At 61.5% G+C, this 24,855-nt stretch carries 22 protein-coding genes; 10 read left to right on the top strand and 12 right to left on the bottom strand.

Features of this window, described 5'->3' with window-relative positions; translation table 11 throughout:
* Positions 1 to 16: 16 nt before the first annotated feature.
* From KMZ29_RS09385 to KMZ29_RS09370, 4 genes are all read right to left on the bottom strand, one after another.
* The gene (locus KMZ29_RS09385) at positions 17 to 751 is read right to left on the bottom strand and encodes a Crp/Fnr family transcriptional regulator (RefSeq protein ID WP_249779937.1); all 735 of its coding nucleotides are present in this window, start codon (positions 749 to 751) and stop codon (positions 17 to 19) included.
* A 254-nt stretch (positions 752 to 1,005) separates the two neighbouring features.
* Positions 1,006 to 1,395, bottom strand: coding sequence for a hypothetical protein (locus KMZ29_RS09380; protein WP_215623434.1), 390 nt, complete (start codon positions 1,393 to 1,395; stop codon positions 1,006 to 1,008).
* A gap of 47 nt (positions 1,396 to 1,442) precedes the next feature.
* Positions 1,443 to 4,649, bottom strand: a complete 3,207-nt coding sequence (locus tag KMZ29_RS09375; RefSeq protein WP_215623433.1) for an ATP-binding protein — start codon at positions 4,647 to 4,649, stop codon at positions 1,443 to 1,445.
* Positions 4,650 to 5,198: 549 nt separating this feature from the next.
* Entirely contained in the window at positions 5,199 to 5,912 is a 714-nt protein-coding gene (locus tag KMZ29_RS09370; RefSeq protein WP_215623432.1) for a helix-turn-helix domain-containing protein, read from the bottom strand.
* A gap of 158 nt (positions 5,913 to 6,070) precedes the next feature.
* Here KMZ29_RS09370 and KMZ29_RS09365 point away from each other — a divergent pair, with 158 nt between their 5' ends.
* Entirely contained in the window at positions 6,071 to 6,388 is a 318-nt protein-coding gene (locus tag KMZ29_RS09365; protein WP_215623431.1) for a c-type cytochrome, read from the top strand.
* 63 nt (positions 6,389 to 6,451) lie between these two features.
* Here KMZ29_RS09365 and KMZ29_RS09360 read toward each other — a convergent pair whose 3' ends face one another.
* The 3 genes from KMZ29_RS09360 to KMZ29_RS09350 are packed head-to-tail and all read right to left on the bottom strand — an operon-like array spanning position 6,452 to position 9,478.
* Complete coding sequence (locus tag KMZ29_RS09360) at positions 6,452 to 7,555, bottom strand: ABC-type transport auxiliary lipoprotein family protein (protein WP_215623430.1); 1,104 nt, start codon at positions 7,553 to 7,555, stop codon at positions 6,452 to 6,454.
* A gap of 4 nt (positions 7,556 to 7,559) precedes the next feature.
* The gene (locus KMZ29_RS09355; RefSeq protein WP_215623429.1) at positions 7,560 to 8,339 is read right to left on the bottom strand and encodes an ABC transporter ATP-binding protein; all 780 of its coding nucleotides are present in this window, start codon (positions 8,337 to 8,339) and stop codon (positions 7,560 to 7,562) included.
* Positions 8,340 to 8,341: 2 nt separating this feature from the next.
* On the bottom strand, positions 8,342 to 9,478 hold the full coding sequence (locus tag KMZ29_RS09350; protein WP_215623428.1) for an ABC transporter permease: 1,137 nt from the start codon (positions 9,476 to 9,478) through the stop codon (positions 8,342 to 8,344).
* A gap of 189 nt (positions 9,479 to 9,667) precedes the next feature.
* On the opposite strand from KMZ29_RS09350, the gene KMZ29_RS09345 reads away from it, so the two are divergent.
* From KMZ29_RS09345 to KMZ29_RS09335, 3 genes are read left to right on the top strand one after another with little or no spacing between them, the layout of a single operon-like run.
* Complete coding sequence (locus KMZ29_RS09345) at positions 9,668 to 9,943, top strand: ElaB/YgaM/YqjD family protein (protein WP_215623427.1); 276 nt, start codon at positions 9,668 to 9,670, stop codon at positions 9,941 to 9,943.
* Between the two features lies 1 nt (position 9,944).
* Positions 9,945 to 10,439, top strand: coding sequence for a phage holin family protein (locus KMZ29_RS09340; protein WP_215623426.1), 495 nt, complete (start codon positions 9,945 to 9,947; stop codon positions 10,437 to 10,439).
* 49 nt (positions 10,440 to 10,488) lie between these two features.
* A complete protein-coding gene (locus tag KMZ29_RS09335) occupies positions 10,489 to 10,890 on the top strand; it encodes a hypothetical protein (protein ID WP_215623425.1) in 402 nt (133 codons plus the stop codon).
* Between the two features lie 63 nt (positions 10,891 to 10,953).
* On the opposite strand, the gene KMZ29_RS09330 is transcribed toward KMZ29_RS09335, so the two are convergent.
* Positions 10,954 to 13,647: a bifunctional acetate--CoA ligase family protein/GNAT family N-acetyltransferase gene (locus KMZ29_RS09330; RefSeq protein ID WP_215623424.1), complete on the bottom strand. Its 2,694-nt coding sequence runs from the start codon at positions 13,645 to 13,647 to the stop codon at positions 10,954 to 10,956.
* A gap of 268 nt (positions 13,648 to 13,915) precedes the next feature.
* On the opposite strand from KMZ29_RS09330, the gene KMZ29_RS09325 reads away from it, so the two are divergent.
* From KMZ29_RS09325 to KMZ29_RS09315, 3 genes are all read left to right on the top strand, one after another.
* Positions 13,916 to 14,899 (top strand): zinc-dependent alcohol dehydrogenase family protein, encoded by a 984-nt coding sequence (locus KMZ29_RS09325; RefSeq protein WP_215623423.1) that lies wholly within the window; start codon positions 13,916 to 13,918, stop codon positions 14,897 to 14,899.
* Between the two features lie 12 nt (positions 14,900 to 14,911).
* On the top strand, positions 14,912 to 16,444 hold the full coding sequence (locus KMZ29_RS09320; RefSeq protein ID WP_215623422.1) for a bifunctional aminoglycoside phosphotransferase/ATP-binding protein: 1,533 nt from the start codon (positions 14,912 to 14,914) through the stop codon (positions 16,442 to 16,444).
* 134 nt (positions 16,445 to 16,578) lie between these two features.
* Positions 16,579 to 17,418: a CHAD domain-containing protein gene (locus KMZ29_RS09315; protein ID WP_249779874.1), complete on the top strand. Its 840-nt coding sequence runs from the start codon at positions 16,579 to 16,581 to the stop codon at positions 17,416 to 17,418.
* 18 nt (positions 17,419 to 17,436) lie between these two features.
* Here the strand turns inward: KMZ29_RS09315 and KMZ29_RS09310 are convergent, their stop codons facing one another.
* The gene (locus tag KMZ29_RS09310) at positions 17,437 to 19,116 is read right to left on the bottom strand and encodes a PHA/PHB synthase family protein (RefSeq protein WP_369810122.1); all 1,680 of its coding nucleotides are present in this window, start codon (positions 19,114 to 19,116) and stop codon (positions 17,437 to 17,439) included.
* A gap of 240 nt (positions 19,117 to 19,356) precedes the next feature.
* Complete coding sequence (locus tag KMZ29_RS09305; protein WP_215623419.1) at positions 19,357 to 19,725, bottom strand: hypothetical protein; 369 nt, start codon at positions 19,723 to 19,725, stop codon at positions 19,357 to 19,359.
* A 170-nt stretch (positions 19,726 to 19,895) separates the two neighbouring features.
* Between KMZ29_RS09305 and KMZ29_RS09300 the strand changes: the two genes are divergently transcribed.
* Positions 19,896 to 20,624, top strand: a complete 729-nt coding sequence (locus KMZ29_RS09300; RefSeq protein WP_215623418.1) for a CBS domain-containing protein — start codon at positions 19,896 to 19,898, stop codon at positions 20,622 to 20,624.
* A gap of 47 nt (positions 20,625 to 20,671) precedes the next feature.
* Here the strand turns inward: KMZ29_RS09300 and KMZ29_RS09295 are convergent, their stop codons facing one another.
* Positions 20,672 to 21,904, bottom strand: a complete 1,233-nt coding sequence (locus KMZ29_RS09295; protein WP_215623417.1) for an acetyl-CoA C-acetyltransferase — start codon at positions 21,902 to 21,904, stop codon at positions 20,672 to 20,674.
* A 307-nt stretch (positions 21,905 to 22,211) separates the two neighbouring features.
* Between KMZ29_RS09295 and KMZ29_RS09290 the strand changes: the two genes are divergently transcribed.
* Positions 22,212 to 23,189, top strand: coding sequence for an NADPH:quinone oxidoreductase family protein (locus tag KMZ29_RS09290; RefSeq protein ID WP_215623416.1), 978 nt, complete (start codon positions 22,212 to 22,214; stop codon positions 23,187 to 23,189).
* Positions 23,190 to 23,236: 47 nt separating this feature from the next.
* On the top strand, positions 23,237 to 23,812 hold the full coding sequence (locus tag KMZ29_RS09285; protein ID WP_249779936.1) for a DUF2889 domain-containing protein: 576 nt from the start codon (positions 23,237 to 23,239) through the stop codon (positions 23,810 to 23,812).
* Positions 23,813 to 24,016: 204 nt separating this feature from the next.
* Here KMZ29_RS09285 and KMZ29_RS09280 read toward each other — a convergent pair whose 3' ends face one another.
* Positions 24,017 to 24,853, bottom strand: a complete 837-nt coding sequence (locus KMZ29_RS09280; RefSeq protein WP_215624204.1) for a phosphodiesterase — start codon at positions 24,851 to 24,853, stop codon at positions 24,017 to 24,019.
* Positions 24,854 to 24,855: the final 2 nt, after the last annotated feature.

Genomic DNA, 24,855 nt, shown 5'->3' with positions numbered 1-24,855 from the left:
GATCGGCGCCTTGGCGCTAATCTCCGCTGGCGTCCGATCCCGCTTCGGCCAGGGCCTGCAGCGGCTCGGCATCCAGCACGACGATGGCCCCGTGTTCGAGACGCACCCATTTGCGATCGGCCCAGACCCGCAACTGCTTGTTGATGCTTTCCCGGGTCATGCCGACCATTTCGCTGATTTCCTGTTGGGTCACGGCGATGGTGCGGCCGCCGGGCGCGAGCTTGTGCTTCTCGGTCAGGCGAAGCAACGCGTTGGCCAGCCGGCCCGGCAGGTTCTGCAGGATGATCTGCTCGACCTGTTCGCTGGTCCAGCGCAGACGGGTGCAGAGCAGCTCGATGAATTTCATCGCCAGCGCCGGCTGGCTCTTCACGAACGGAACGAATTCGCGGCGGTCGATGATGAAGATCTCGCAATTGGTATTGGCCGTCGCGTCGGCGGTCCGCGCCTGCCCGTCGAGCACGGCGATTTCCCCGAATATCTCGCCGGCGCTGATCAAATTGAGAATCGCGCTGCGGCCATCTGGGGACGAGGTGCTGATCTTTACCGTGCCGCTGATCACTGCAAACATGCTGGTTCCAGGGTCGCCCTTCGAAAAGATCGTGGCTCCCCGCTTCAGCGTGGCATGCTTGGCGTAACGGCAGAGCTGATCGAGCGCTTCGGGATCAAGATCGCAGAAAATCGGATGCTTGCGCAGCACCGCCAGCTTGCTACTCGCAACCGGCCGAGATGCAGCTTTTCCGTCCTGGGGCACGCCGGTCACGACCATCTGCTGAGTTTGCCCTTGATCGGCGGGTCGCGCTCAATGCAAGGCTAGAGAGCAATCATCCGCCGCGCAATTTATACTCCCGCAGGCAGCGCACGGCAAGAAAGGGCCCGACTATGACCAGCCCCCAAGGGGATACTCGTAAAGGGCGCGAATCTCAAGTGAACAATTTTAGATAGGCATCGGGAATGGATGCCGGAAGCGAGTCAATCTGACCTCCGGTAATCTCATGAGCCTCCGAATCATTTCAGCTCGGGATTAGGACAGAGCATGTGGAGACCGATGAAGATATGACCGTTATGGGCAAACGTCTTGACGATCAGGTCGTGGGTGTCATCGACGTTTTCGCCTACCTTCAACAACATCGGCAACGGGGAAGCTGACTTGAGATTGGCCGAAACGATTTCCGTCAGGCGCCGACGGACAGGCTCCGAGATTCCGCCGGAATCTTTTTCCCAACTGGCAAATTGCTGCGGATTCGGCAGAAAGTATTTGATGAACTTCCCAAAACTATAGGGCCCGTGCTGCTTTTCCAGCTCGGCGAACTTGCTGGCCGCAGCGATGATGTTTTTCGGACCGAGCAATTCGTTGATAATTTGCTCAAATGTCCCACTATAGGGTGCAAAGGCCATCGTTCACTCCCTCAGAAGCGGCGAGATATGCCGTGGTTGCCAAAATACTATAAGTCCGCAAACTTGGAGAGCGTCACCTTAGCACGTTCCAACTGGACAGTCATTTTCGACTTGTCGAACAGCTCGATCGCCTGGGCGAGTTCGTCTTGTGCCTCGGATTTCCGGCCCGAAGCCGCCAACAAGCGGGCCAATGCTCCCTTGGCCATCCCGAGCAACGGCCTGGCTCCGAGCGTGGTTGCCAGTTCAATCGTCCGGTCAAGTCGAGCCTTTGCCTCAGCAGCGGACGGCGCTCCCTGGAGGGAAAGAATGAAACCCTCGGCGAAAGCTGCCAGGGCTTCAATCCCAAGATATCCCTTTTGCTTTGCTCCCGCCTGGCAGGCTCGCGCAACCTCCAGCCCGCGGGGAATGTCGCCGAGTTGTGCGAAGGCCGAAGCAAGATAGACCGGTGCCAGCATGGTGCTGCTGGCGTGGCCAAGCGCCTCTGCTTCCTCCTTCGCCTTCAGCAGAATGTCTCTTGCTTCCGCGGCCCGCCCCTTCTGCAAATTGAGATTCCCAAGCGCGCACAACACGAGGGGCAAAAATAGCCGGACTTCGTTCTCGCGCGAGAGGAATGCGGCTTCATCAAGGGCTCGTTCCGCCCCGTCAAAGTCACCGTGACTCATTTGCACCAGGCCACGACCGTAAAGGGCCGCTACAATGTCATAAGGCCGGTCATTGCTTTCGGCTAGGTCACTGGCCTGCCGGGAGCAGCGCTCGGAATCGTCGTATTCGCCGAGCGAGACATAGACCAGAGCCTTCATCATATGGCAAAGCACGAGAAGGCTTGCCCCCGTCGTCCCCGGCGGAGCATTTTCCGGCGCGCTGGCCAGCCTTGCGCTGGCCTGGTCGAAAAGCCGCTCAGCGTCGCGATAGCGGCCCGCGATGAAATAGGCCTGACCAAGTACATACTCGGCATAGCCAAGCCATGCCGTGGCGGCCAGGGTATTGGCCAGTGCGACAGCCTGCTCGGACGCGGTGATCGCGTCAAAGGGCGCACCATAGAAATTCAGCGCCACCGCCTTGGCGACGATGGACGCAAGCCGCCGCTGTTCGTCCCCAATCTTCTCGGAGCGCGCCTCCGCATCGCGACAAAGACCAAACCATTGCTCGATGCTTCCAAGTGGAGCTAGAGCAAGACGAGCCTCAATGCGCAGGTCTATCGCCCGCTGTTCGCGCTCGACCGAGTCAGGCAACCTGTCAACGGCATCGATCGCGGTCTGAAAATAGCCCGCAGCGTCGCGGAAGGCCGACCTGGCCAACGCCTTTCGCGCCGCGAGGCGGCCATAATGGCTGGCCTTTGCCCAGTCATGTGCCTTGACCGCGTGATGACAAAGCGCCTCCGCAACGTCTGCCTCATGGCCGGCGGAATTGACTTCCAAAGCCGTCAATATCCGACGATGCAATTCCTCGCGTTGCGTCCTGAGGATCGAATCATAGGCGACCTCGCGAATGAGATCGTGGGAGAATTCATGCTCCGGATCGGTGATCGATCGCGGCTCAACCAAAAAGTCGAGAATTTCCAGGGACCAAAGGCGGCTTTGCAGCTGAGCGGCCGGCATGCCTATCACCGTTGCCAGCAGGCGATGCGAAATTCGCGGCCCCACCACAGACGCAAGCTGGAGGAGAGCCTTGTCTTCGTTCGGCATCCGATCGATACGGGATGCAATGACGCCCTGCACCGTGGGAGGAATTTCCAGCGCATCCCAATCAACCTTGGTCGCAAATCCCGCGGGATCGGCCTTGAGGACTCCGCGATTGATCAGCTGCCGTGCGACCTCCTCGATAAAGAGCGGAACCTGGCCAGTGTGGCGAAGGATGTGCGCCTTGAGATCGTCGAGGTGCTCCGCGGTACCGAGAAGGTCGTCGAGCAGCGCGTTCGCCGAGGGGACATCGAGCGATCGCAGCCAGATCCTGCGAACGTCCAGCCGGGCCAACCATCCCGGCGTATCCTCCGTCCGCCAGGTCAGCAACACCAGCAGCGGATGGTTCGCCGTCAGCGACATCATGGCCTCGATGGCAGTTTCGCTTTGGCCGTCGATCCAGTGCAGGTCCTCCAGGAGCAGGATCGTCGGCCGCGCCGAGACCACCTGTTCGATCGCATGGCGTGCCGAGTCGATGATTGCGCGCCGCCGCAACAGCGGTTCGAGATCATGCCAGCGGGGGTCGGTGATGGGCTGGTCGAGAACGGAGCCAAGGGCCGCGGGCCACAGGTCGGAATGGGCGAGTCCCTGCCCTTCGGCGAAGGCAGCCAGATTGGCAGGCGTGAGGTTGCCTACCTGCAGCGCGCTCTGCAGCAGCTTCTTCAGCAATGCATACGGCACCGCCTGCTCCAGCGGATTGCCTTCCGCCTCCAGGACCTGCCAATCCCTCTCCCGCAATACGCTAACAAATTCGTGGGCCATCCGGGATTTTCCGATGCCCGCCGTGCCCACCAGCGCGATGATCTGCCCGGACGGGCCGGTCTCCCGCGCCGCCCGGTCAAGCAGGGAAGTCTCTTCCTCGCGGCCGACGAAGGAGGAAAGCCCTTTGGTCGAACGGGCCCGCCAGCGGGTAAGCCCGCTGATCTCGGCGAGTTCGTAACAGGGAACCGGTGCGGAGAACCCCTCAAGCTGCTTCGGAGGCAAGGCATGGAAAGTCACCAGGCCTGCGGCCAGGCTCTGGCAGGATTCCGACACCATGATTTGTCCGGCCTGCGCGGCGCTCTCGAGCCGCTTGACCAGATGGACCGCCGGACCGCCCGCTTCATAGATCGAGGAGAAATCGGCCTTGATGACATGGGCGACCACATAGCCGGAATGCACGCCGACCCGGACCTGCAGCGCCGGATCGTCCAGCAGCTTGACCCGGCGAACCAGCTCGACTGCCGCGTGGCAAGCCATGACAGCGTGATTGTCATCGGCATGCGGGGCGCCGAACAGCGCGATCAGACCGTCGCCGCCTTCCTTGCTCACGATTCCGCGGTTGCGGCGCACCGCGGTGCGCATGGCAATCAGCGCCGGCTCAAGCCGCGAAATGGCGGCCTCGGGGTCCAGTTCCGAGATCAAATCGGTGGATCGCTGCAGATCGGCGCAGAGCACGGTCAGGTATTTCCGCTCGCCGGCGATACGGCCGCGAAGTTCCGCGGGCTTCGGAGGATGCTCGGGGACGACCGCTCCACAGGACGAGCAATACAGGTCGCCAGCCTTCAGGGTCGATAGACACACCTGGCAGGACACCCGGGCCTCCTTCGTCCAATCGATTTAGATTAGCGAAAGATCATGGCGGAACAAGCATTTGCATCCGTCTATCGCGGATGAAGCGGGCTCGAGCAAGCCAAGCGTTGGGTGGCGATTGTCGGGACGAGAACGATTGGGCGACAATTTTAGAGGAGTGCAGCTGCCCTGAGGTAGCTGCCTTCACTAAACGCATCCAGAAGATGCGACAGTCTTTTGCGCGCGCAATTCTATCCGAACGCCAACTGCCAGAATATGGGACTGAACAATCCCTGTGCCCCGTCACGTCAGCAGCAGGTGCCTAACCCGCTCAAAAACTTCGGCACCTTAGGAGATTCGCGCGGGCCTTTTGCCGTACGGGCCGCGTTTGAAAATCGCCAGAGATCAGCACAGCCGCGAACGCCACACATACGGGCAGCACCGCTGCAGTCACCAGCATCGTATCGAAAGACATGACGGCCTCCCTTGAACCGACATGATCATCCTCGATCAGGGACGACACACGTTGATGCGGATCAACTTCGCGAGTCACTCCACAGGAGCGTGCGAGACTCAGGCCGCGGCCATCGCCTCAGCGCGCGCCGGATCCAGCAGGCACACGCTTCCCGGCATGATTCCGATCACACGATCGCGCTCGAGCTTGGTGAAGGTACGGCTCACCGTTTCAATGGTCAGGCCAAGGTAATCTGCAATGTCCTGACGGCTCATCGGCAGCGCCACTGTTGTTGACGGGCCGTTGAGCTGAACCAGACGGTCGCGCCAGCCGATCAGGAAGGTCGCAACTTTTTCTTCGGCGGAACGGCGGCCGAGCAGCACCATATGGTCCTGAGCGTGGCTCAGTTCGCGAACCGCCAATTCATTGATACGGCGGAGGAGATGGGGCTTATCCTCGATGAATCGTGCAAAGGGAACCTTGGAAAATCGGCAAACGGTAACCGCGCCGATCGCATCCGCCGACAGGCTGTGCCGCGCGGACGCCGCCAGCCCCAGGAAATCACCGGGCAAGGAAAATCCCACGATCTGCCGGCGGCCGTCCGGCAGCAGCTTGTAGAGGCGCATGACGCCTTCCATCAGATTGTAGAACGACGTCGTCATCTCCTCCTGAGCGAACACGGTCTCGCAGGATGCGAAATGGATATGGCGACCCAGATGCTCCAATTCCCGCAATTCGACCTTGTCAAGCGCGGCGCAGAGGCTGAACTGGCGTATCGCGCAATCGGTGCAGACTTGCCCGCTCGGCTCGCCTGCAACCAGGGAAATCTTCATGCACCACTCCGAGACAGGGCGGGCTGCAACCATAGCGGCCAGCCTGCAGGTCGGTTGCATCTTAACGGATCACCCATTTGTCGGTTGATGCAGATCAAAGACGACCGGTTTTGCAGCATTATCAAAGACCTGTCCGCTTTGGAAGAGATCGTTCTGGAATGCTGCAATTTACCCTGCGCCAAGCCTTGGCTGTGCTGATGCTGACCGTACCGGTTTTGGCTGCCTCGCCCGCCGAGCAGCGCGGCAGGGCTTTCGCCCTCACCAATTGCGCGCGCTGCCATTCCATCGACCGGACGACCCCGAGCCCGCTGAAGATCGCCCCACCATTCCGCACGCTGCACAATCGGTACCCGATTGAAACCCTCGCCGAGGCCCTTGCCGAGGGCATCGTTACCGGCCATCCGACCATGCCGCAATTTCAGCTCGAGCCTGACCAGATCAATGACTTTCTGTCATTCCTGAAGACGCTCGAATAACGCCGGCACGTACCCCACTGCAAAGTCTCACCGGCCCTTTCGCTTTCCCGAATCCTGCCGCGACTACAGCGCCCGCACGGTCCAGGTGACGATATCCTTCGCAATGCGACCGAACGCATCGCTGAAGGCGGCGACGGCTGCCGGCGGCTCGAGCTTGTCGAACTTCTGGCTTTCTTCGAACAGCCGCGACGCGATCACCTTGCCGTTCTTGTCGACAATCCGCGCCGATAATCCGATCTCGGCAGCCGGCCCAGCATCGACCGCTACCCGGAAACGCCGGACATCAATCAGGAGTTGAAAATCCGTCTGCCCGATATCCGAGGTACGCAACGGAGCATGCGCGATATCATAGTTTTCAAAGCTCTCGATCAATCTGGCCTGCAGCAGTTTCGGAATGCTGTCGGCCCACAGCACATCCGCAAACCCCGGATATTCCTTGGCCGGCGAGAACAGCACGCGCTGGGTCTCGAGCATCGCAACCGCAGTCGGTTCCGGGATCGCCAATTGGCCCTTGAGGGTTTTGCCTGCCGGTCCGAGATTTTGCGGGGCCCGCAGATCGTAAGTGATCTTCTGCACCGGCGTGCCGCCACCGGTCAGCTTTTCGAGACCGGCGATGATGCCGTCGAGTTTGCCGGTGTTACGCGCCAGCCCGTCGGTAAACGTCTGCATATTGGCGATGGTCTTCTTGAGCGGCTCCGAATTTTCAGTCAGCACGGAATCCACCTTGCGCAACGCGTCGCGGGCAGCCTGGGTCATGCTCTGGCCTGCGCCGGCTTCGGCAATCAACGTCGGCACCGGACCGGAATTCGCCAGCAGCGTGCCGCCTTCCAGTGCAATGACGGGCACGCCGGTCAGGCCCTGGAATTCCAGGCCGACCTTGGTATCGGATCGCACCGGCGTGGTCGAGGCAACCGAGATCGTCGCATTGACGCGGCGCGGATTGTCCGGCGCGAGACCGAGATCGGTCACCTCGCCGACGCGGATGCCGTTGAACAGCACACCGGCGCCTATCAGCAGTCCCGGCACTGAGCCGTCGAACTGGACATGATAGGTCGCGCGCGGGCCGAGCCCGCCAGTGTTGTGGAGCCAGTACACGAAGCCGAACACGGCGAAGATGGTCGCCAGCACGAAGGCGCCGACAACGACGAAGGGAGCGCGGGTTTCCATCTCTCTAACTCGCTTTGGGTTGCAGCATCTGGGAGCGCTTGCCGTGAAAATAGGCTCTCACCCAGGGATGCTCGGATTGAAGCAGTTCGCGCATCGGTCCGATGGCGACGATCTTGCCGTCCGCCAGCGCCGCCACGCGATCGCAGACCGTATTCAGGCTGGCGAGGTCATGGGTGACCATGAACACCGTCAGCCCGAGCGTTTTCTGCAGGGTCTTGATCAGGGCGTCGAAATCGCCCGCCGCAATCGGATCCAGACCCGAGGTCGGCTCGTCGAGAAACACGATCGCGGGATCGAGCGCCAGCGCACGGGCCAGCGCCACGCGCTTGGTCATGCCGCCTGACAATTGCGCAGGAAACTTGTCGCCATCCTCCGGCAACAGCCCGACCATTTCGAGCTTGGCTGTGGCGATCTCGTCCATCAGCGTCTGCGACAGCACCAGATTTTCGCGCAGCGGAAACTGAATGTTCTGCCGCACAGTGAGCGATGAAAACAGAGCGCCCTGCTGGAACAGAATGCCCCATTTGCCCGATGCGCTTTGGGTGATGCGATCCTGGGTGGCTCCGATTGGGGCCCCCATCACCTCGATCTCTCCGCTTCGCCGCTGAATCAGCCCGATGATGGTTCGCATCAAAACCGTCTTGCCGCCGCCGGAAGCGCCGACCAGGCCGAGAATCTCGCCCCGGCGAACGTCAAGCGACAGGTGGTCGATCACGACCTGCTTGCCGAAGCCGACCACAAGGTCGCGGACGCGTATCGCGAACTGAGGGGCCGTTTGCTGCATCACTACATTCCGATCGATGCGAAGAAGACTGCAAACAGCCCGTCGAGCACGATCACCAGAAAGATCGACTTCACCACCGAGGTCGTGGTCTGCTTGCCGAGCGATTCGGCGCTTCCCTTCACTCGCAAGCCCTCACTGCAGGCGACGATGCCGATCGCCAGTGCCATGAACGGCGCTTTGATGATGCCGACTTTGAAACTGGTCACGGAAACGGCTTCATGCAGGCGTGCGATGTAGATCGCCGGGGCCATGTCGCCGTAGAACTGCGCCACCAGGCCGCCGCCATAGAGCGCTGCCATCGACCCGATGAAGCTCAGGATCGGCAGCGCGCAAACCAGCGCTAGAATGCGGGGCAGGATCAGCACCTCGACGGGGTCGAGGCCCATGGTCGACAGCGCATCGATTTCCTCGCGCATTTTCATCGAACCGAGCTCGGCAGTGTAGGCGCTTCCCGAGCGGCCGGCGACCATGATTGCGACAATCAATACACCCAATTCGCGCAACACCAGAATGCCGACCATGTCGACGACGTAGGAATCGGCACCGAACTTGCGGAAATGAAAGAAGCCCTGCTGCGCGATGATCGCGCCGATCAAAAAGGTGATCAGCGCCATAATCGGAATCGCCTGCCAGCCGACCCTGTATAACTGATAGACAAACGATGTCAGTCGCAGCGACCTCGGCCTGCGCAGCACGCCGACGAGGGCCAGAAAAAGCGAGCCCAGCATCTGCAGGAATATGCTGATGTCTTCCGTCGCGCCGACCGCGGAGCGACCGATCTCGTTCACTTTGGCTACGACGGGGTTTTGCGCAGGCAGCGGCGCAGGGTTGCTGCGATTGACCTGGCGGACCTCTTCGATCAGCCCCGCATAATTATCGGCAACGCCGACCACCTCCGTACGATGACCAGCTGCGGTCGCGCGCCGGGACATCTTCTCGATCAGCCAGGCCCCGAGCGTATCGAGCTCGCGTACCCCGGCCATATCCACCTTGACGACCTTGGAACGGTCGAGCTGGGCTGCGACCGAGTCGGAGAGTGCCTCGAGGGTCGTCACATTGGCCGCAGTCCAGGACCCGCCCGGATGCAACTCAAGCACATCGCCGGACGGAGTGGCCGTTAACAGAGGTGGGGTCGCCAAGATCTTTGTTCCTCTTCAATCGAAGCACTTGTTTTCCCGAGGCCTTTAATTCCTACGGCCTGACGCGGCACAGCAATTGACCTGCCTCAAGACAGCCATGGCCGATTCCGGGGCTGTTGACGCAAATCAATAGCCCCGGCACGGGCTCACATAGAATTTCCACTGAATTATGCAACAAAGGCAAGACGGATGTTCGATTCGAGCGAGCTGAGAGATGAGCTGCTGGCACTCAAGGGTGACGTGTCGCGGCTCCTCAATACCACAAGCGAAGGAATCTTCGACACCTCCAAGAACCGCGCCGAAGCTCTCGCCGATCAGATCAAGGCGGCGCTGAACGAACTCGGCGAGATCCTGAGCGAGCAGGAAGATCACGTCGAGAAGCTCGTCTCGGAGCGTCCGATCACATCGCTTGCCTCCGCATTCGCGCTCGGCGTCGTCATCGGCTTCATGCTGAGGAGACATTAACGTGAACACAGAGAATGTCGTGAAAAACCTGCGGGTGCTCTGGCGCACCGACAGGATTATCGCCGATATCCGGCTGCGGCATATGCTCGTTGGCTTGGGCTTACGGGCGTTTGCGGCGCTGATCGCCGCCTTCGGCCTGCTGATGCTGGAGCTGTCGGCCTATTTCGCGCTGGTGCAGATCTGGAGCGCCATTTCCGCCGCGGCCATCCTCGGTGGGGTCAATTTCCTGATTGCCGCAATCCTGTTCGTCATCTCGGGGAGGCCGCCGTCCGGCCGAGAACTGGAACTCGCCAATGAAATCCATGGATCCTCGGTCGAGGCCTTGCAGCTCGAGGCCAGAGCACTGCAATCGCAGGTGTCGGGGATGATCCACCATCCGCTCAACGGCATCTTGCCGTTGCTGATCGTGCCGCTTATCACGATCATCATCAAAAGCCTGAAAAAGCCGGTGGCCTCCCCCGCCTCAGCCGCGGCTCCCGCGGCAGAGCAGAAATAATCGCGGGGCCAAGGCTGGCCCCAGATCGTCAACTAGGAGCGACACACTTATGTCAAAGAGTCCCAAGCCGATCCTGAATACGTCCCTGCCACCCCAGTTCCGGCAGATCCGTATCGAGCTTGCCCGCGAGCCTGGTCATCCCGAAGGCGACGCCAGTTTCGCCTATGTCATCGTCGCTCCGCTCGACGCCAACGACAAGATCGATCCGACTCTCTGGCAAACGAATCGCGAGGCATGCCGGATCACGCGATTGCGGCCGGGCGAGGAGGACGACCACGGTCATCTCGTTCATCGTCAGGACAGTGGCTGGGTGCTGCACTACGAATCCAACAAGCCGGATTCGCTGGGATTTCACTTCGCGGATGAACGGTTCATATCGGGCGAGTACGTCTCGATCAACGAGGGCGGCAAGATGCACACCTACCGGGTCATTTCGGTATCACACCTGTAGACCTAACACCTCTCGTTATTCCGGGGTCGCGTCTTCGCCGCGCCCGGAATGAAAGGTACCAGTTCAAAGCTTCAGCTTGACGTTGCAAATGCCGTGCTCGTGGGGATCGCCCTTTATCTCAAATCCGAGATTCCGGCACATCTCCAGCATCACGATGTTTTCCTGAAGGACATCGCCTGCGATTACCTTGAGCCCTTCCGATTTTGCGTATTCGATGATCAGTTGCATCAACCCCCAGCCGAGTCCCCTGCCCTTGAGATCGGACCGGAGCAGGATCGCATATTCGCCGCTCTCGTAGATTGAATCCGAGTGAATTCGAACGACGCCGAGCACCTCGTTAGTGGTCTCGTCCACCGCGACAAAGGCCATTGCACGGGCATAGTCGAGCTGGGTCAGCCGCGCGATGAACTCGTGAGTGAACTCCTTCATCGGCGCAAAGAATCGCAGCCGCAGATCATGGCTGGTCACATGCCGCAGGAATTCGTGGATCAACGGCTCGTCCTCGGGGCGGATCGGACGCACAAACACCCGCCAGCCGTCCTTGGCCTCGATGTGCCGTTGCCATTGCGAGGGATAGGCCCGCACCGCAAAATTGCCGGGGCCTGACCCCTTGAACTTGCGCGCCACCGTCCCGACGGCGACGCGCGCATCGACGGCCAGCACGCCGGCTTCATCCGCCAGCAATGGATTGATGTCGAGTTCGCGGATGTCGGGAATGTCCGCCGCCATCTGCGCCAGCTTGACCAGAACCAGCGCGACGGCGTCCTGCTTGACCGCGGGCACATCACGGTAGGCACGCAGCAGCCGCGAAACGCGGGTGCGATCGATCAGATCACGGGCCAGTTGCAGATCGAGCGGCGGGAGCGCCAGCGCCTTGTCGTTGATGATTTCGACCGCGGTGCCGCCGCGGCCGAATACGATCACGGTGCCGAAGGTCGGATCGTCGGCGAGGCCAAGAATGAGTTCGCGCGCCTTCTGCCGGACCACCATCGCCTGCACGATGACGCCGGATAGACGGGCTTCCGGGCGAAGCTCTCTGGCCCGTGCGAGGATTCTTGCCGCGGCTTCGCGCACCGCCTCGGGGCTCGTGAGATTGAGGACGACGCCACCGACATCGGATTTGTGGACGATGTCCCGTGACATGATCTTGAGCACCACGGTAGCGCCCTGCGCGAACAGCTCCGAAGCGTAGGCGACGGCCTGCTCGGCGTCGGCGGCTGCAAATGTCGGCACCATCGGAATTTCATAAGCCTCGAGCAGCCGCTTGACCTCGATCGGATCGAGCCATTGGCGGCCATCGGCAAGCGCGGCGGCAACGATTCCGCGGGCGGTCTCGATATCGGGCGCAAACTCGCTCGGCATGGCAGGCGGCACCTGCGCCAGTTCCGCCACCACCTCACGATGCCTGACGAGGTGCATGAACCCGCGCACCGCGTCATCCTCGGTGGGGTAGTTGGGAATCCCGGCGCCGCTCAAGAGATCCCCGATCTCGTGGTGCGCTCCGACCCAAACCGCAAGCACGGGCTTCGCCGAGCGGCGGTGCTTTTCACGATACTTGCCGACCAAGCCGGTTACCGTGGCGGCGATATCGTCAGCCGAAGCGATCGCAGTTTGAACATTCATTACCAGGATTGCATCAATGCTCGTGTCGGCCAGCAAGACTTCCAGCGCCGCCGCGTAGCGCGCGGGGTCGGCATCGCCCACGATATCGACGGGATTCGATCCGGACCATGTCGGCGGCAACACCGCGTCAAGCTTCTGCCTGGTCTCAGGGGTGATGACCGCGGGAATCCCCCCCAGTTCGACAAGCCGGTCGACCGCGAGAACACCGATGCCGCCGCCATTGGTCAGGATCGCCAGCCGCTTGCCCGGCGGCGATTCGACCCGCCCCAGCGTTTCAGCGCAATCGAATAGCTCGCGAAGATCGGATACCCGCAAGATGCCGGCGCGGCGGAACGCAGCATCGTAGACCGCGTCCGAACCGGCCAGCGCCCCGGTGTGGGTTGTAGCCGCTCTCGCGCCTTGCACCATGCGGCCGGATTTGACGACCACGACGGGCTTGATCCTGGCGGCGGCTCGCGCCGCGGACATGAACTTGCTGGCGTCCTTGATCGCTTCGACATAGAGCAGGATCGCCCGTGTCTTGCCATCCAGCGCGAAATAATCGAGCAGGTCGGCGATATCGACGTCGAGCTGGTCGCCGATCGAAACGATCCCGGAAAAGCCCACGGCGCGCTGCGCCGCCCAATCCACCATGCCTGCGGCAATGGCACCGGACTGCGAGATCAGCGCCAGATTTCCCGGACCCGGCATATGCGCGGAGAAACTGGCGTTGAGATTTGCGCCAGGTATCATCACGCCGAGACAATTCGGTCCTATCAGCCGCATTCCGTACTTGCGCGCGACGCGCTCGACCGCCTCCGCCAGCGAGCCCGGACCATGGCCGAGCCCGGCGGTGATAATCAGCGCGCCCGCCGTGCCGAGCTTTCCTGCCTCATCAATCAGCCCCGCGATCGCGGTTACCGGTGCCGTAATCACCACGAGGTCGGGTACGAACGGCAATTTGGCGAGGCTGCCGACCGTGCGAACGCCGTCGATCTCCGCATAGCGCGGATTCACGATCCCGAATTCACCCTGGAACTGCGCTTTGCGAATGTTCCCGAGAATGGCCCGCCCGACGGATCTCGGCCGCGGACTGGCCCCCACCAGCGCGACCGAACGGGGCGAAAGCACATTTTTTAGACGATAGGTTGACATGACTTGCCCGGCTGACGCCGGCCTAGGTGTTATGATTCTTAACGCGTTCTTGCGTGTGACCGGATCGCCGAAGAAAACATCATAACCCAACACATGGCAGCGCGATGACTGTTTTGGTCGCACCATTGTTGATTATTAGTCAAGGCAACAGAAATATTTCTAAATTCATAGGATGATTCCTCCTGGATATATTTGATTGAGGTCAATGGCTCGCGACCGCGCCGCCGTATGCATACTAGCGTCCGTCGGGCAGGTTCTGGAGAAGCAGATGCGGGCGATGGTACTGTCGGCGCCGGGGACACCTCTGCAGATGCAGGAGCGCGCGGACCCTGACCCCGGCGCCGGAGAAATTCGCGTCAAGGTAAGCGCCTGCGGCGTCTGCCGGACCGACCTCCATGTCGTCGATGCGGAACTTCCCGGCATCAAGTATCCCGTGATTCCCGGTCATGAAATCGTCGGCCGCGTCGACCTCGTCGGCCGCAATGTCACGACGCTCCGAATCGGCGACCGCGTCGGAATCCCCTGGCTCGGCTACACCTGCGGCGCTTGCCGCTACTGCAAAGAGGGCATGGAAAATCTCTGCGATTATCCTCAATTCACCGGATACACCCGTGAAGGCGGCTTCGCCACCCACACCATCGCGGACGCCCGTTACGCATTTCCGCTCGGCGAAGACGGCGACGACGTGTCGATCGCGCCGCTGTTGTGCGCGGGCCTGATCGGCTGGCGGTCACTGGTGATGGCTGGCAGCGCACCGCGGCTCGGCATCTATGGCTTCGGCGCGGCCGGACACATCGTCGCCCAGATCGCGCGCTGGCAGGGCCGCTCCGTCTATGCCTTCACGCGAGCCAACGACATCGCGGCGCAGGATTTCGCCCGCCTGCTCGGCGCCGTGTGGGCCGGGCCGTCGGACCAGGTCCCTGACGCCCCACTCGACGCCGCCATCATCTACGCCCCTGCCGGACAATTGGTGCCCGCGGCACTGCGCGCGGTGCGCAAGGGCGGACGGGTGGTTTGCGCGGGCATCCACATGAGCGATATTCCGAGCTTTCCCTACCATCTCCTTTGGCAGGAAAGGCAGCTGGTTTCAGTTGCCAATCTGACGCGCCAGGACGGGCTGGATTTCCTCAAGATCGCCCCCGAGGCCGGAATCCGGACCCAGACCACGGCATTCCCGCTTGCTGAAGCCAACGATGTCCTGACCAAGCTGCGGACGGGGCAAATCCTGGGCGCCGCAGTTCTCCAACCCTGAGGCCCGGCCCGCATGACACCTTCAACCGCCGACTCCCCCATGCAGGAGCGCGTGTTCGCATTGCTCACGGACCCCGCGACGCACCCGCATGTTCATCGGATCGATACGCATGCGGCGTCGGTCTTTCTTGAGGGCAACCGCGCGCTGAAGATCAAGCGCGCCGTCCGGTTTCCGTTTCTGGATTATTCGACGCTAGAGAAGCGGAAAGCCGCCTGCGACGAAGAGATCAGAATAAACCGCCAGTTCGCGCCGCAAATCTATCGCCGCGTCATTCCGATCACGCAAGGCGTCGATGGATCGCTTGCTATCGACGGTGGCGGCACTCCGGTCGAATTCGCCATCGAAATGACGCGCTTCGACGAACGCCAGACCATCGACCGGCTGGTCGAGTCCGGCCCGCCGGATCCCACGCTCGTCGATGCCATCGCGGAAGCGATCGCTGCCTCTCACGCAGTCGCGCCGCGCGCCGCCGCCGAGCCCTGGATCACGTCAATCCCCTCGATCATCGAGGGCAATACCGAGGCGTTCCGTACCGCAGCCTGTTTTCCCACCGGCGATATCGATGACCTCAGGGATGGGTCTCTGGCCGCGTTTGCGCGGGTCCGCGGGCTATTGGAACAGCGCGGCCGACAGGGATACATCCGCCGCTGCCATGGCGACCTGCACCTGGCGAACATCGTGCTGATCGAGGGCAAGCCCGTGCTGTTCGATGCGATCGAGTTCGATGCCACGATCGCCTCGGTCGATGTGCTCTACGATCTTGCATTTCCGATGATGGATTTCATTCGCTACGGCCGGCAAGCGGCGGCGAACGCGCTGCTCAATCGATATCTTGGGATGGCAGCAAGCGAAAACCACGATGCGCTCGCAGCGCTTCCCCTATTCATGTCGCTGCGGTCGGCTATCCGCGCCCACGTGCTGCTCGCCCGTCTTGACCGGAACAATCACGGCAAAGCTGAGGTCATGCATTCGGCGCGGGCCTATTTCGCGCTGGCGCGTCAGATCATCCATCCCCCGGCGCCAATACTGGTTGCGATCGGCGGATTGTCCGGAACTGGAAAATCCGTCTTGGCGCGGGCGCTCGCTCCCGATATCGCGCCGCTCCCGGGCGCGGTCGTGCTGCGCAGCGACGTGCTGCGCAAGCAGCTGTTCAAGTCCAACGAGACGGACCGGCTGCCCGAAAGCGCATACCGGCCGGAAATTACCAAACAAATTTACGAAATCCTCGTGCAACGCGCGGCGCGGGTTCTTGCGCAGGGTCATTCCGTCGTGGTGGACGCCGTATTCGCTCATGAAACGGAGCGAGCCGCAATCCACGATACCGCGCGCAGGCTGAATATCAGGTTTGCCGGCTTCTTTCTGGTAGCCGACCTCGCGACCCGGATGAACCGCGTCGGTCGCCGCGAGCGCGATGCGTCCGACGCCACGCCCGAGATCGCCGGACTCCAGGAGAAATATGACACCGGCGCGATCGACTGGGACGTCATCGACGCATCTGGAACAGCCGGGCAAACTCTGGAACACTGCCGAAGCCGGATCCGCTAATGGGTGAGGCAGCACAGGGCCGATAACGCGAAACAGCCATGCCGCCATCCCCGAAATCAGGCAGTCGAGCCGCCTCCCGCACCGCACCTAAGCAAGGACGGCGCCACGATCCTGCCCCGCGGCTGAATGCTGCGATGGCGTGCGACACCGCATTTCGAATTATAGCGCGCCGCTCCCTCGTTGCTTTGACCGCAAATCATGAAGCGACATGCAATGGCGATCCGGCAGCCCTGCACCAGATGCGTATCGCGCTGACGCATTTGCGCGCGGCCATCCTGTTCTTCTCGCCGATGGTTTCCGACTCCAAGCGGACACAAATATGGGCCGATCTGAAGTGGCTGAACACCCATCTCGGGGTCATGCGAGATATCGACGTTGCAATCGAAAGGCTGAAGACAATCAATAGACGGCGGCCGCAGGACATCCCCTCTCATCAGGCCTGGACCGCCAAGCGCGCGGATACCCATCGACTTCTGGCGCGAGCGCTCGTCTCAACCAGATATCGGCGTCTGGTCAAGAATACCTCCGACTGGATCGAACATGGACCCTGGTCGATCAGGAAAGGAAAAGAAGCCGCCCGGAAGCGCGCATCCCCGGTCGCCGCCTACAGCCTGCGCAAACTGGCGCAGTGGCAGCAGAAGCTTCTGAAGAAGAGCCGCAAGCTCGCGAAAATGGACGCGGAGAAGCGGCATCGGCTGCGTCTGTTGAACAAGAAGCTGACCTATTCTATCGAATCCTTCGAAGACCTGTTTCCGGACAGGAAATTTTCGCCGCAACGGACTGCGCTGAAGCACCTGCGCAAGGCACAAGGAGCCCTCGGGCAGTTGAACGACGATGCAAGAGGGCATTCTCTGGCGGTTGATCTGGAGAAAGACGGCGGCCGACCGCCTCTGCAATTTCTCAGCCGCAAGCGCGCAAAGCGGCTGATACGGACGGCGGCCGCGGCCTATCGGAAACTGGCCGCGCTGGAGTGAGACCGCGGTCGTGGCAGATCACTGGCGGACGTAATCACCGGGCGCATCACGTAAACTCCAGCCGTCGACCTGCCCAACGCCCATCCGGGGCGGCTCGCAGGGCTCGCCGGACCGCGTGGTGAGCCATCTGACCCATTCCGCCCACCACGATCCTTCGGCGTGCGGCGCCGCCTTCAGCCATTCGTCAGGACCGACATAGGGAGCATCCTCCGGCTTGCAGCTGACCTGGTAGGAGTGGCCCTCCTCGCCGGGCGGCGCCACGATGCCGGTATTGTGGCCGCCGCTGGTCAAGAGGAATGTCACATCGGCATCCACCTGGTAGTGGATCTTGTAGGTGGACTTCCAGGGCGCCACGTGGTCGCGAAGCGTCCCGACCACGAACATTGCTGTGTGAATATCCGACAACGAAATCGGCCTTCCTTCGACGACATAGCGGCCTCCCGCGAGGTCGTTGTCGAGGAACAGCTTGCGCAGATATTCTGAATGCATCCGGTACGGCAGCCGCGTGGCGTCGGCGTTCCAAGCCATCAGGTCACTGGCCGGCGCGCGTTCTCCCATCAAGTAATCGCGCGTGATCCGCGACCAGATCAGATCGTTCGAGCGCAACAACTGGAATGCGCCCGCCATTTGCGTGGTGTCGAGAACGCCGCGCTCCCACATCATGTCCTCGAGGAAAGCGACCTGGCTTTCGTTGATGAACAAGGTCAGTTCGCCGGCCTCGGTGAAATCGGTCTGTGCCGCGAGCAAGGTGATCGATTTCAATCCGTTGTCGCCGTCGCGTCCCATCGTGGCGGCGGCGATCGACAGCAATGTCCCACCCAGGCAATAGCCAAGCGCGTGAACCTGGCGGTCCGGCACGATCCGCCCGATCGTATCGAGCGCAGCTTCCACACCAAGCTTGCGATAATCGTCGAAGGCGATGTCGCGATCCCCCGGTCCCGGATTGCGCCAGGAGATCATGAATACCGTGAAGCCTTGGTCGGTGAGGAACTTCACCAGTGAATTATGCGGCGAAAGGTCGAGGATGTAATATTTCATGATCCAGGCCGGTACGATCAGGATCGGTTCCGGATGCACCTCGGCCGTGGTCGGATAGTACTGGAGCAACTCGATCAGCTCATTGCGGAAGACGACCTTGCCGCGCGACGTCGCCACGTTCTTGCCGACGACAAAATCCTGATCCTGCTGGGACGGCTTGCCGGCGGACAGCATGCGCATCCAATCACTATACCAGTTCTGCAACCCGAAAACGAAATTCTCGCCGCCGCTCTGGAACGCCTTCTGCAACACCTCGGGATTGGTGGCGGCGAAATTGGACGGTGCCAGCATGTCGAGCACCTGCCGCACCGAAAACTCGACAATCGCCTCGTTTGCCGGCGCCATGCCGCGGACGCCAGTCGTCGCATTATGCCACCATTTCTCTCGCAGCAGAAACGCCTGCGCGAGCAGATTAAACGGCGGACGCTCCCACTCCGGGGCTGCAAAGCGCCGATCCTGCGGCTTCGGCTTGATCAGGGCCCACTGTAGGTTGGACGAAAAGAAATGCAGCGAGGATCCAAACAGCTGTCTCGCCGTCTGCAATGCTTCCTGGGAAATATCCATCTGCCGCTGAGGCGCCGCCGCTAGATGCGTGGCCCAATCGATAAAGGCAAGCGACAACGCAACCGGCGATATGCCACCGGTCAGACGCGCCAGCATCGCATGAAAGGCGCGATCGGCCTCGTGGTCCTCAGGCGGCGATTTCTGCTGGGTTTCGGACGCTGGCACGGCGCGAGGCTCGGCCGAAACGACAGCTCGGTTTTCGCCGTAACCCGGGGCATGCGCTGGACAGGGCAGTCTCGGCCTATCGATCTTTGGCAGAGCCGCCATCGGTTGCACGGATTCCATCTGTTTCACTTAGAATACTTCCACTTCAATTCCATGACAGCCGCAGACGGATCAGCTGTCGGGCCGCCCGCTGAACAGCTTCGAGGTGACCTCGATCATCCGCTCGCCGTGTTTGAAGATCCGATCACTGTCCCTGCGGATGAAGTCGATCTGATGCTGTCCACACTCCCTGCACATCGTGTTCAGGTCCTTGACCGAATGCGATCCCGCCATTTTCGAGATGAACTCGGAGAAAAGGTGCGTCTCGGTCTTCGCCCGGTCTAGCAACTCGTTGCTCGCGAAAACGACCTCCTCAAGCATCACCTTCTGCGCGCCCATCATCAAATCCAGCGCGCGCTGGCTTGCCTTGGTCAATCGCGCCGATGCATCAATCGCGGATTGTTCGACTACCGTAGCAGCCGGTTCAGGAAGCTCAGGCATCACACCCTCCATCTTACCTTGCTTGGAAGCATACGGCCTCCTCCGGGAGGCACATTGAGCTGCGTCAATCGGCGAGGCCCTGTCCGCCCTTGACTTGCATCAAGATGTGGCTCGCCTTTGGGAATAGTGTTACAAAATTAGCTCCAATTTCGACCCCTGCGGAGGCCCCCATGCGCGCCCATCAGATCATGACCCGGCCGGTCATCACCGTCATGCCGGAGACCACGATTGCCGAAGCCGCCAATACCATGCTTCAGAAGCACGTCAGCGGGCTGCCGGTGGTCGATGCTTCAGGCAAACTGGTTGGCATCATCTCCGAAGGCGATTTCATTCGCCGCAGTGAGATCGGTACCCAGCGCAAGCGCGGCCGATTCCTGAAATTCATACTCGGCCCGAGTGCGGCGGCAGCCGATTTCGTTCACGAACACGGCAGCAAGGTCGCCGAAATCATGACGCAAGATCCGGTGACCATCACCGAAGATACCCCGCTCGAGGAGATCGTGCGGCGCATGGAGAACAACAACATCAAACGCCTGCCGGTGATGCGCGGCGACAAGATTGTCGGTATCGTGGCGCGTGCCAACCTGCTGCAAGCGGTGGCGAGTCTTGCCCGCCAGGTCCCCGACCCGACCGCCGACGATGATCACATTCGTAACCGCATCATCGACGTCCTCGAGAAGAACGACTGGTGCCCGTTCGGCCTGAACGTCATCGTGCGCGACGGCATCGTGCATTTGAGCGGCGTCATCACCGAGGAGAGTTCAAGGCAGGCGGCCGTTGTCGCCACCGAAAACGTCACCGGCGTGGTCAAGGTTCACGACCATCTCTGCTGGGTCGACACCATGTCCGGCATGTACCTGAACTCGCCGGAAGACGAGGAAATGGCCAAGGCGAGCTGATCGTCGGTGGCGGGCGCTCGCGCCAGCCGCCGCGTTACCGCTCCCAACTAGACGCGTTCGATAATGATAGCCGGGGCCATGCCACCGGCGGCGCACATGGTCACCAGGCCGCGCTTGAGGTCACGCCGCTCCAACTCGTCGAGAATAGTGCCGATCAGGATCGAGCCGGTCGCGCCGATGGGATGACCGAGCGCAATCGATCCGCCGTTGACGTTGACCTTGTCGCGGTCGATTTCGAGATCCCGGATGAACTTCTCGGTCACCACCGCAAAGGCCTCGTTGATTTCGAACAGATCGATGTCATCCAGCGTGAGACCGGCCTTGGCCAGCACCTTGCGCGCCGCCGGGACCGGGGCATTCAGCATCAGGGTGGGCGAATCGCCCATATTGGCCATGGCCACGACGCGCGCGCGGGGCTTTAGGCCGTGCGTCTTGGCGTAGCTCGGCGATGCCAGTAGGATCGCCGCCGAACCGTCGACCACGCCGGATGAATTGCCGGCGTGATGCATGAAATCGATCTCCAGGTCGGGATATTTCTGCAGGATCAGCTTGCGATAGGTCGTGCCCTTGTCGTCGAGCGGGTAGTCCGCGATCGCCGGAAAGGCCGGCTTCAGACCGGCCAGCCCTTCGAGCGTGGTCTGTGGCCTCGGATATTCCTCGCGGTCGAGCGCGAGGCTGCCGTCCTCATGGTAGACGGGAATCAGGCTCTTGCTGAAATGGCCGGCCTTGATGGCAGCGGCGGCCCTCTGCTGGCTCTCGAAGCCGAGCCGGTCGATGTCCTGTCGCGTAATGCCTTCAAGCGTCGCGACAGCGTCGGCGCAGACGCCTTGATGGGATTGCGGATGAATTGCGCGCAGGTGCAGATTGCCGGCATCCATCATCAGCGGGCCTTCGCCGCGGCGGCCTTCCATCGACATCATCTCGGTACCGCCGGCGATTACGAGATCCTCGGAGCCCGACATGATCGAGGCGGCCGCCATGTTGACACTGGTGATGCCGGAGCCGCAGAAGCGATCGAGCGTGACGCCGCTGGTGCGCACATCGTAGCCGGCGTCGAGCGCCGACATCCGGCCAAGATCGCCGCTCTGCGGGCCGCGTTGGGAACTGCAGCCCCAGACGATGTCTTCGACATCGGCGGTATCGATCCCGGTGCGGTCGGCGAGCGCCCGCAACACCGTCGCGCCGAGCCGCTGCGGATGAATGCCTGCCAGCGCCCCCTTGCCGGCTTTGCCGATGCCCCGCGGCGTTCTGCATGCGTCGATGATCAGCGCCTCAACCATGATGTTTCCTTCCGTGAAATCGTTGCCGGCATTTGCCGCGGGGCAGGTTTCAAAGTCAATTCGTACGGCCCATGCAACGTCGGCGCCGTCGACATGGCTGGTATCGAGATCGTCGTGATCGCGAATATTCCTCAGCCGCGGCGACATCCCGTGCAGCAAGCCCGACTACCGCTTGCGAATTGGCAGAACGGCATGATTTAATAATCCGGATAACCGGTCAAATTATTAACGAGGCGGCGGGTGACGGAGCTGGCAATAGGCGGTAAACGGCGCGCTATTGCCTCAGCACACCGATCAAGAGGAAGAAATGAAAGCCGTCGTGGTCGAGAAGTACGATCTCATCGACAACATCCCCTTGAAGGAAGTTCCGCTACCCGAGGTGCCGGCCGGCCAGGTGCGCGTCAGAATTCAGGCTGCGAGCGTCGGCTTCGTCGACGGCCTGAAAGTGCAGGGATTGTATCAGACCAAGGATGCTCTCCCCTTCACGCCTGGAACGGAGTTCGCCGGCGTCGTGGACGTGGTGGCTGCGGACGCTCAGGGATTTGCGCGGGGCGTGCCGGTCATGGGCATCGCGCGGTCGGGCGGGCTGGCGGAATACATATCCGTGCCGGCTGCCGCACTCGAAGTCATGCCGGAAGGGATCGCACCGGAGGTCGCGGCCTCGTTCCGAGCAAACTATCTGACATCACTCTATGCGCTGAGCGAGCGCGGCGCACTGCGTGCGGGCGAGTATCTGCTGGTATTGGGGGCGGCCGGCGGCGTCGGGATTGCGGCGGTTCAGATCGGCAAACTGTTGGGCGCCCGCGTCATTGCCGCGGCCTCTACCGAGGAAAAGCGAGAATTTGCGAGCCGCTACGGCGCTGAGGCGACCGTGGATTATACGCGGGCGGATTGGCGCGACACCCCGAAGGTTCTGACCGATGGCCACGGCGCGGATGTGAACTTCGATCCGGTTGGCGGCGAGGTCTCCCTGCAGGCATTCCGCTCGATCGCATGGAACGGGCGTCATCTCGTTATCGGCTTTGCCGCCGGCAGTATTCCGGCATTGCCATTCAACTTGCCGCTCCTGAAGGGCGGCGCGCTGTTGGGCGTCGATCTGGCACAAATTCCCCGGCGTGAGCCGGAGGCGCAGAAGCGCGTGATGTCCCAGCTGTTCACCTGGCTCACGGAGAGGAAACTCGCACCCGTCGTCGGCAAGATATTTGCGTTCGAGGATTTCCGAGATGCATTCAGGACCATGCAGAGCCGTTCGGCGCTTGGGAAGATGGTCGTCAGGATCAGCTAGCGAGCACTTGCGAAGTTCGCAGATAGAGACAGGAGCAGTTGCCGCAAATGAACGAAGAAAGTAGTGAACGCCGCCGCCGCATGCACAAGCGCACGGTCGAATGCGACGGCTATTTGCGCGACGACGGGCTCTGGGAAGTCGAAGCGCGGCTGATCGACACAAAACCCTTTGCCCAGCAAGACCGTTACCGCGGCGAGTTAAAGCCAGGTGAACCCGTTCACGACATCGCCCTGCGCCTCGCGGTCGATGATGGCATGACCATTGTCGAAGCCGAGACGATCATGCGTTCGACGCCGTTCCCCACCTGCATCGAGGTCGAACCGATCCTGCAGCGCTTGGTGGGCGAACGCATCGGCAAGGGATGGCGCGCGTTGGTCCGGCAGAAGATCGGCCCGCTGGAAACCTGCACTCATTTGTCGGAACTGCTTGGCCCGGCTGTGACGGCGCTGTTTCAGACGATGTCTTACGGCAAGACGCCGGAGGGCGGCGGTTCGCTTGACAATCAGCGCAGTTCGACCGAGCGGCCGTTCTTCATCGGCGGCTGCCATTCCTGGCGAACCGATGGACCCATTGTCGCCGAGATGTTTCCGCAATTTTCAGCCAAGCGTCCTGCCGGTGCCTGAGCGCGGCCTGTTGATTGGCCCGAACAGGATCATCGTATGGATCTTCCCGCTGGCAGATTGGCCCGAGGGCCGACCGCCTTCCATCTTCGACCAGACCCATATCCATGCGCGGGGGAGATTGCGGCAGATCCCAGAACTAAAACAATGACCAATTTAACTATAGCACGGATCTTCCCGCCTTGGAGGGCTTTTCCGGTCACCCGCTTAGAGCAGCTTGCCGTCGAGTCCAAAAAACGGATGCGGCCCGTCGAATATACCGATCTGGACCTGATGGGTGACTACGCTGCCAAAGCCCTCGCCCGGAAACCAGCTGTGGAGATGAAAGGCTGGCGGCTCGACCTTGAACGACGGCTCCCGCAACTGCGCCAGATCGAGATCCACCGCGTGATTGGGCGCAGGACAGATCGTGGCCGGAACCCCGGCAAACATCGTCAGGGTCGCCCGATGAATGTGCCCCGTGGCGATCAGCAGCACACGTGGATGGCGTCTGATGACAGGCGCGAGTTCTCCGGCATTGGCGAGGTTCTGCCGGTCCATGTGCCAGATTCCGGCCTTGAACGGCGGATGGTGCAGAAACAGCAACGCGGGTCGGTTGCCCGAGGATGCCAAGGTTGCCTCAAGCCATTGCAAGGTCGGCCCATCGAGCTCGCCATGCGGCTTGCCGTGCACGCTGGAATCCAGCAGCACGAGATCGAGCCCGCCGACTTCGACCCGCTGATTGAGCGCTCCCGTCGAAAAGGCGTAGCCTTGCGGAAGCGTAGCGCGCATCATCTCGCGCAAGTCGTGATTGCCGGGAATGCTGACAAAAGGCAGTTCGAGCGGTGCCAGCAGGTGCTTGAGATAATCATACTCCTCAACCGTCGGCGTATCGGCAAGATCGCCTGAAATCACCACGAGGTCTGGCCTCGGCCTGAATTCATTCAAGGCAACCACGCAGCGCTCCAGCGCCACTGCCGTATCGACGCGGCCGTAAGCCAGCCGGCCCGGTGGCTTGATATGCAGATCGGAAATCTGCGCGATGCGAACAGGGCTTGGGGTCATCG

The organism is Bradyrhizobium sediminis (assembly GCF_018736085.1).
In the GTDB taxonomy this organism is placed as follows: Bacteria; Pseudomonadota; Alphaproteobacteria; order Rhizobiales; family Xanthobacteraceae; genus Bradyrhizobium; species Bradyrhizobium sediminis.
Note: the sequence above shows the minus strand (reverse complement) of the source record. Positions and strands in the feature narration are given on the sequence as shown.

Coding starts and splice junctions, on each gene's coding strand:
- KMZ29_RS09380 (WP_215623434.1), bottom strand. CDS start 1,395: ATGGCCTTTGCACCCTATAGTGGGACATTTGAGCAAATTATCAACGAA.
- KMZ29_RS09370 (WP_215623432.1), bottom strand. CDS start 5,912: ATGAAGATTTCCCTGGTTGCAGGCGAGCCGAGCGGGCAAGTCTGCACC.
- KMZ29_RS09365 (WP_215623431.1), top strand. CDS start 6,071: ATGCTGCAATTTACCCTGCGCCAAGCCTTGGCTGTGCTGATGCTGACC.
- KMZ29_RS09360 (WP_215623430.1), bottom strand. CDS start 7,555: ATGGAAACCCGCGCTCCCTTCGTCGTTGTCGGCGCCTTCGTGCTGGCG.
- KMZ29_RS09355 (WP_215623429.1), bottom strand. CDS start 8,339: ATGCAGCAAACGGCCCCTCAGTTCGCGATACGCGTCCGCGACCTTGTG.
- KMZ29_RS09345 (WP_215623427.1), top strand. CDS start 9,668: ATGTTCGATTCGAGCGAGCTGAGAGATGAGCTGCTGGCACTCAAGGGT.
- KMZ29_RS09335 (WP_215623425.1), top strand. CDS start 10,489: ATGTCAAAGAGTCCCAAGCCGATCCTGAATACGTCCCTGCCACCCCAG.
- KMZ29_RS09330 (WP_215623424.1), bottom strand. CDS start 13,647: ATGTCAACCTATCGTCTAAAAAATGTGCTTTCGCCCCGTTCGGTCGCG.
- KMZ29_RS09325 (WP_215623423.1), top strand. CDS start 13,916: ATGCGGGCGATGGTACTGTCGGCGCCGGGGACACCTCTGCAGATGCAG.
- KMZ29_RS09320 (WP_215623422.1), top strand. CDS start 14,912: ATGACACCTTCAACCGCCGACTCCCCCATGCAGGAGCGCGTGTTCGCA.
- KMZ29_RS09315 (WP_249779874.1), top strand. CDS start 16,579: ATGGCGTGCGACACCGCATTTCGAATTATAGCGCGCCGCTCCCTCGTT.
- KMZ29_RS09310 (WP_369810122.1), bottom strand. CDS start 19,116: ATGCTGGCGCGTCTGACCGGTGGCATATCGCCGGTTGCGTTGTCGCTT.
- KMZ29_RS09305 (WP_215623419.1), bottom strand. CDS start 19,725: ATGCCTGAGCTTCCTGAACCGGCTGCTACGGTAGTCGAACAATCCGCG.
- KMZ29_RS09300 (WP_215623418.1), top strand. CDS start 19,896: ATGCGCGCCCATCAGATCATGACCCGGCCGGTCATCACCGTCATGCCG.
- KMZ29_RS09295 (WP_215623417.1), bottom strand. CDS start 21,904: ATGGTTGAGGCGCTGATCATCGACGCATGCAGAACGCCGCGGGGCATC.
- KMZ29_RS09290 (WP_215623416.1), top strand. CDS start 22,212: ATGAAAGCCGTCGTGGTCGAGAAGTACGATCTCATCGACAACATCCCC.
- KMZ29_RS09285 (WP_249779936.1), top strand. CDS start 23,237: ATGAACGAAGAAAGTAGTGAACGCCGCCGCCGCATGCACAAGCGCACG.
- KMZ29_RS09280 (WP_215624204.1), bottom strand. CDS start 24,853: ATGACCCCAAGCCCTGTTCGCATCGCGCAGATTTCCGATCTGCATATC.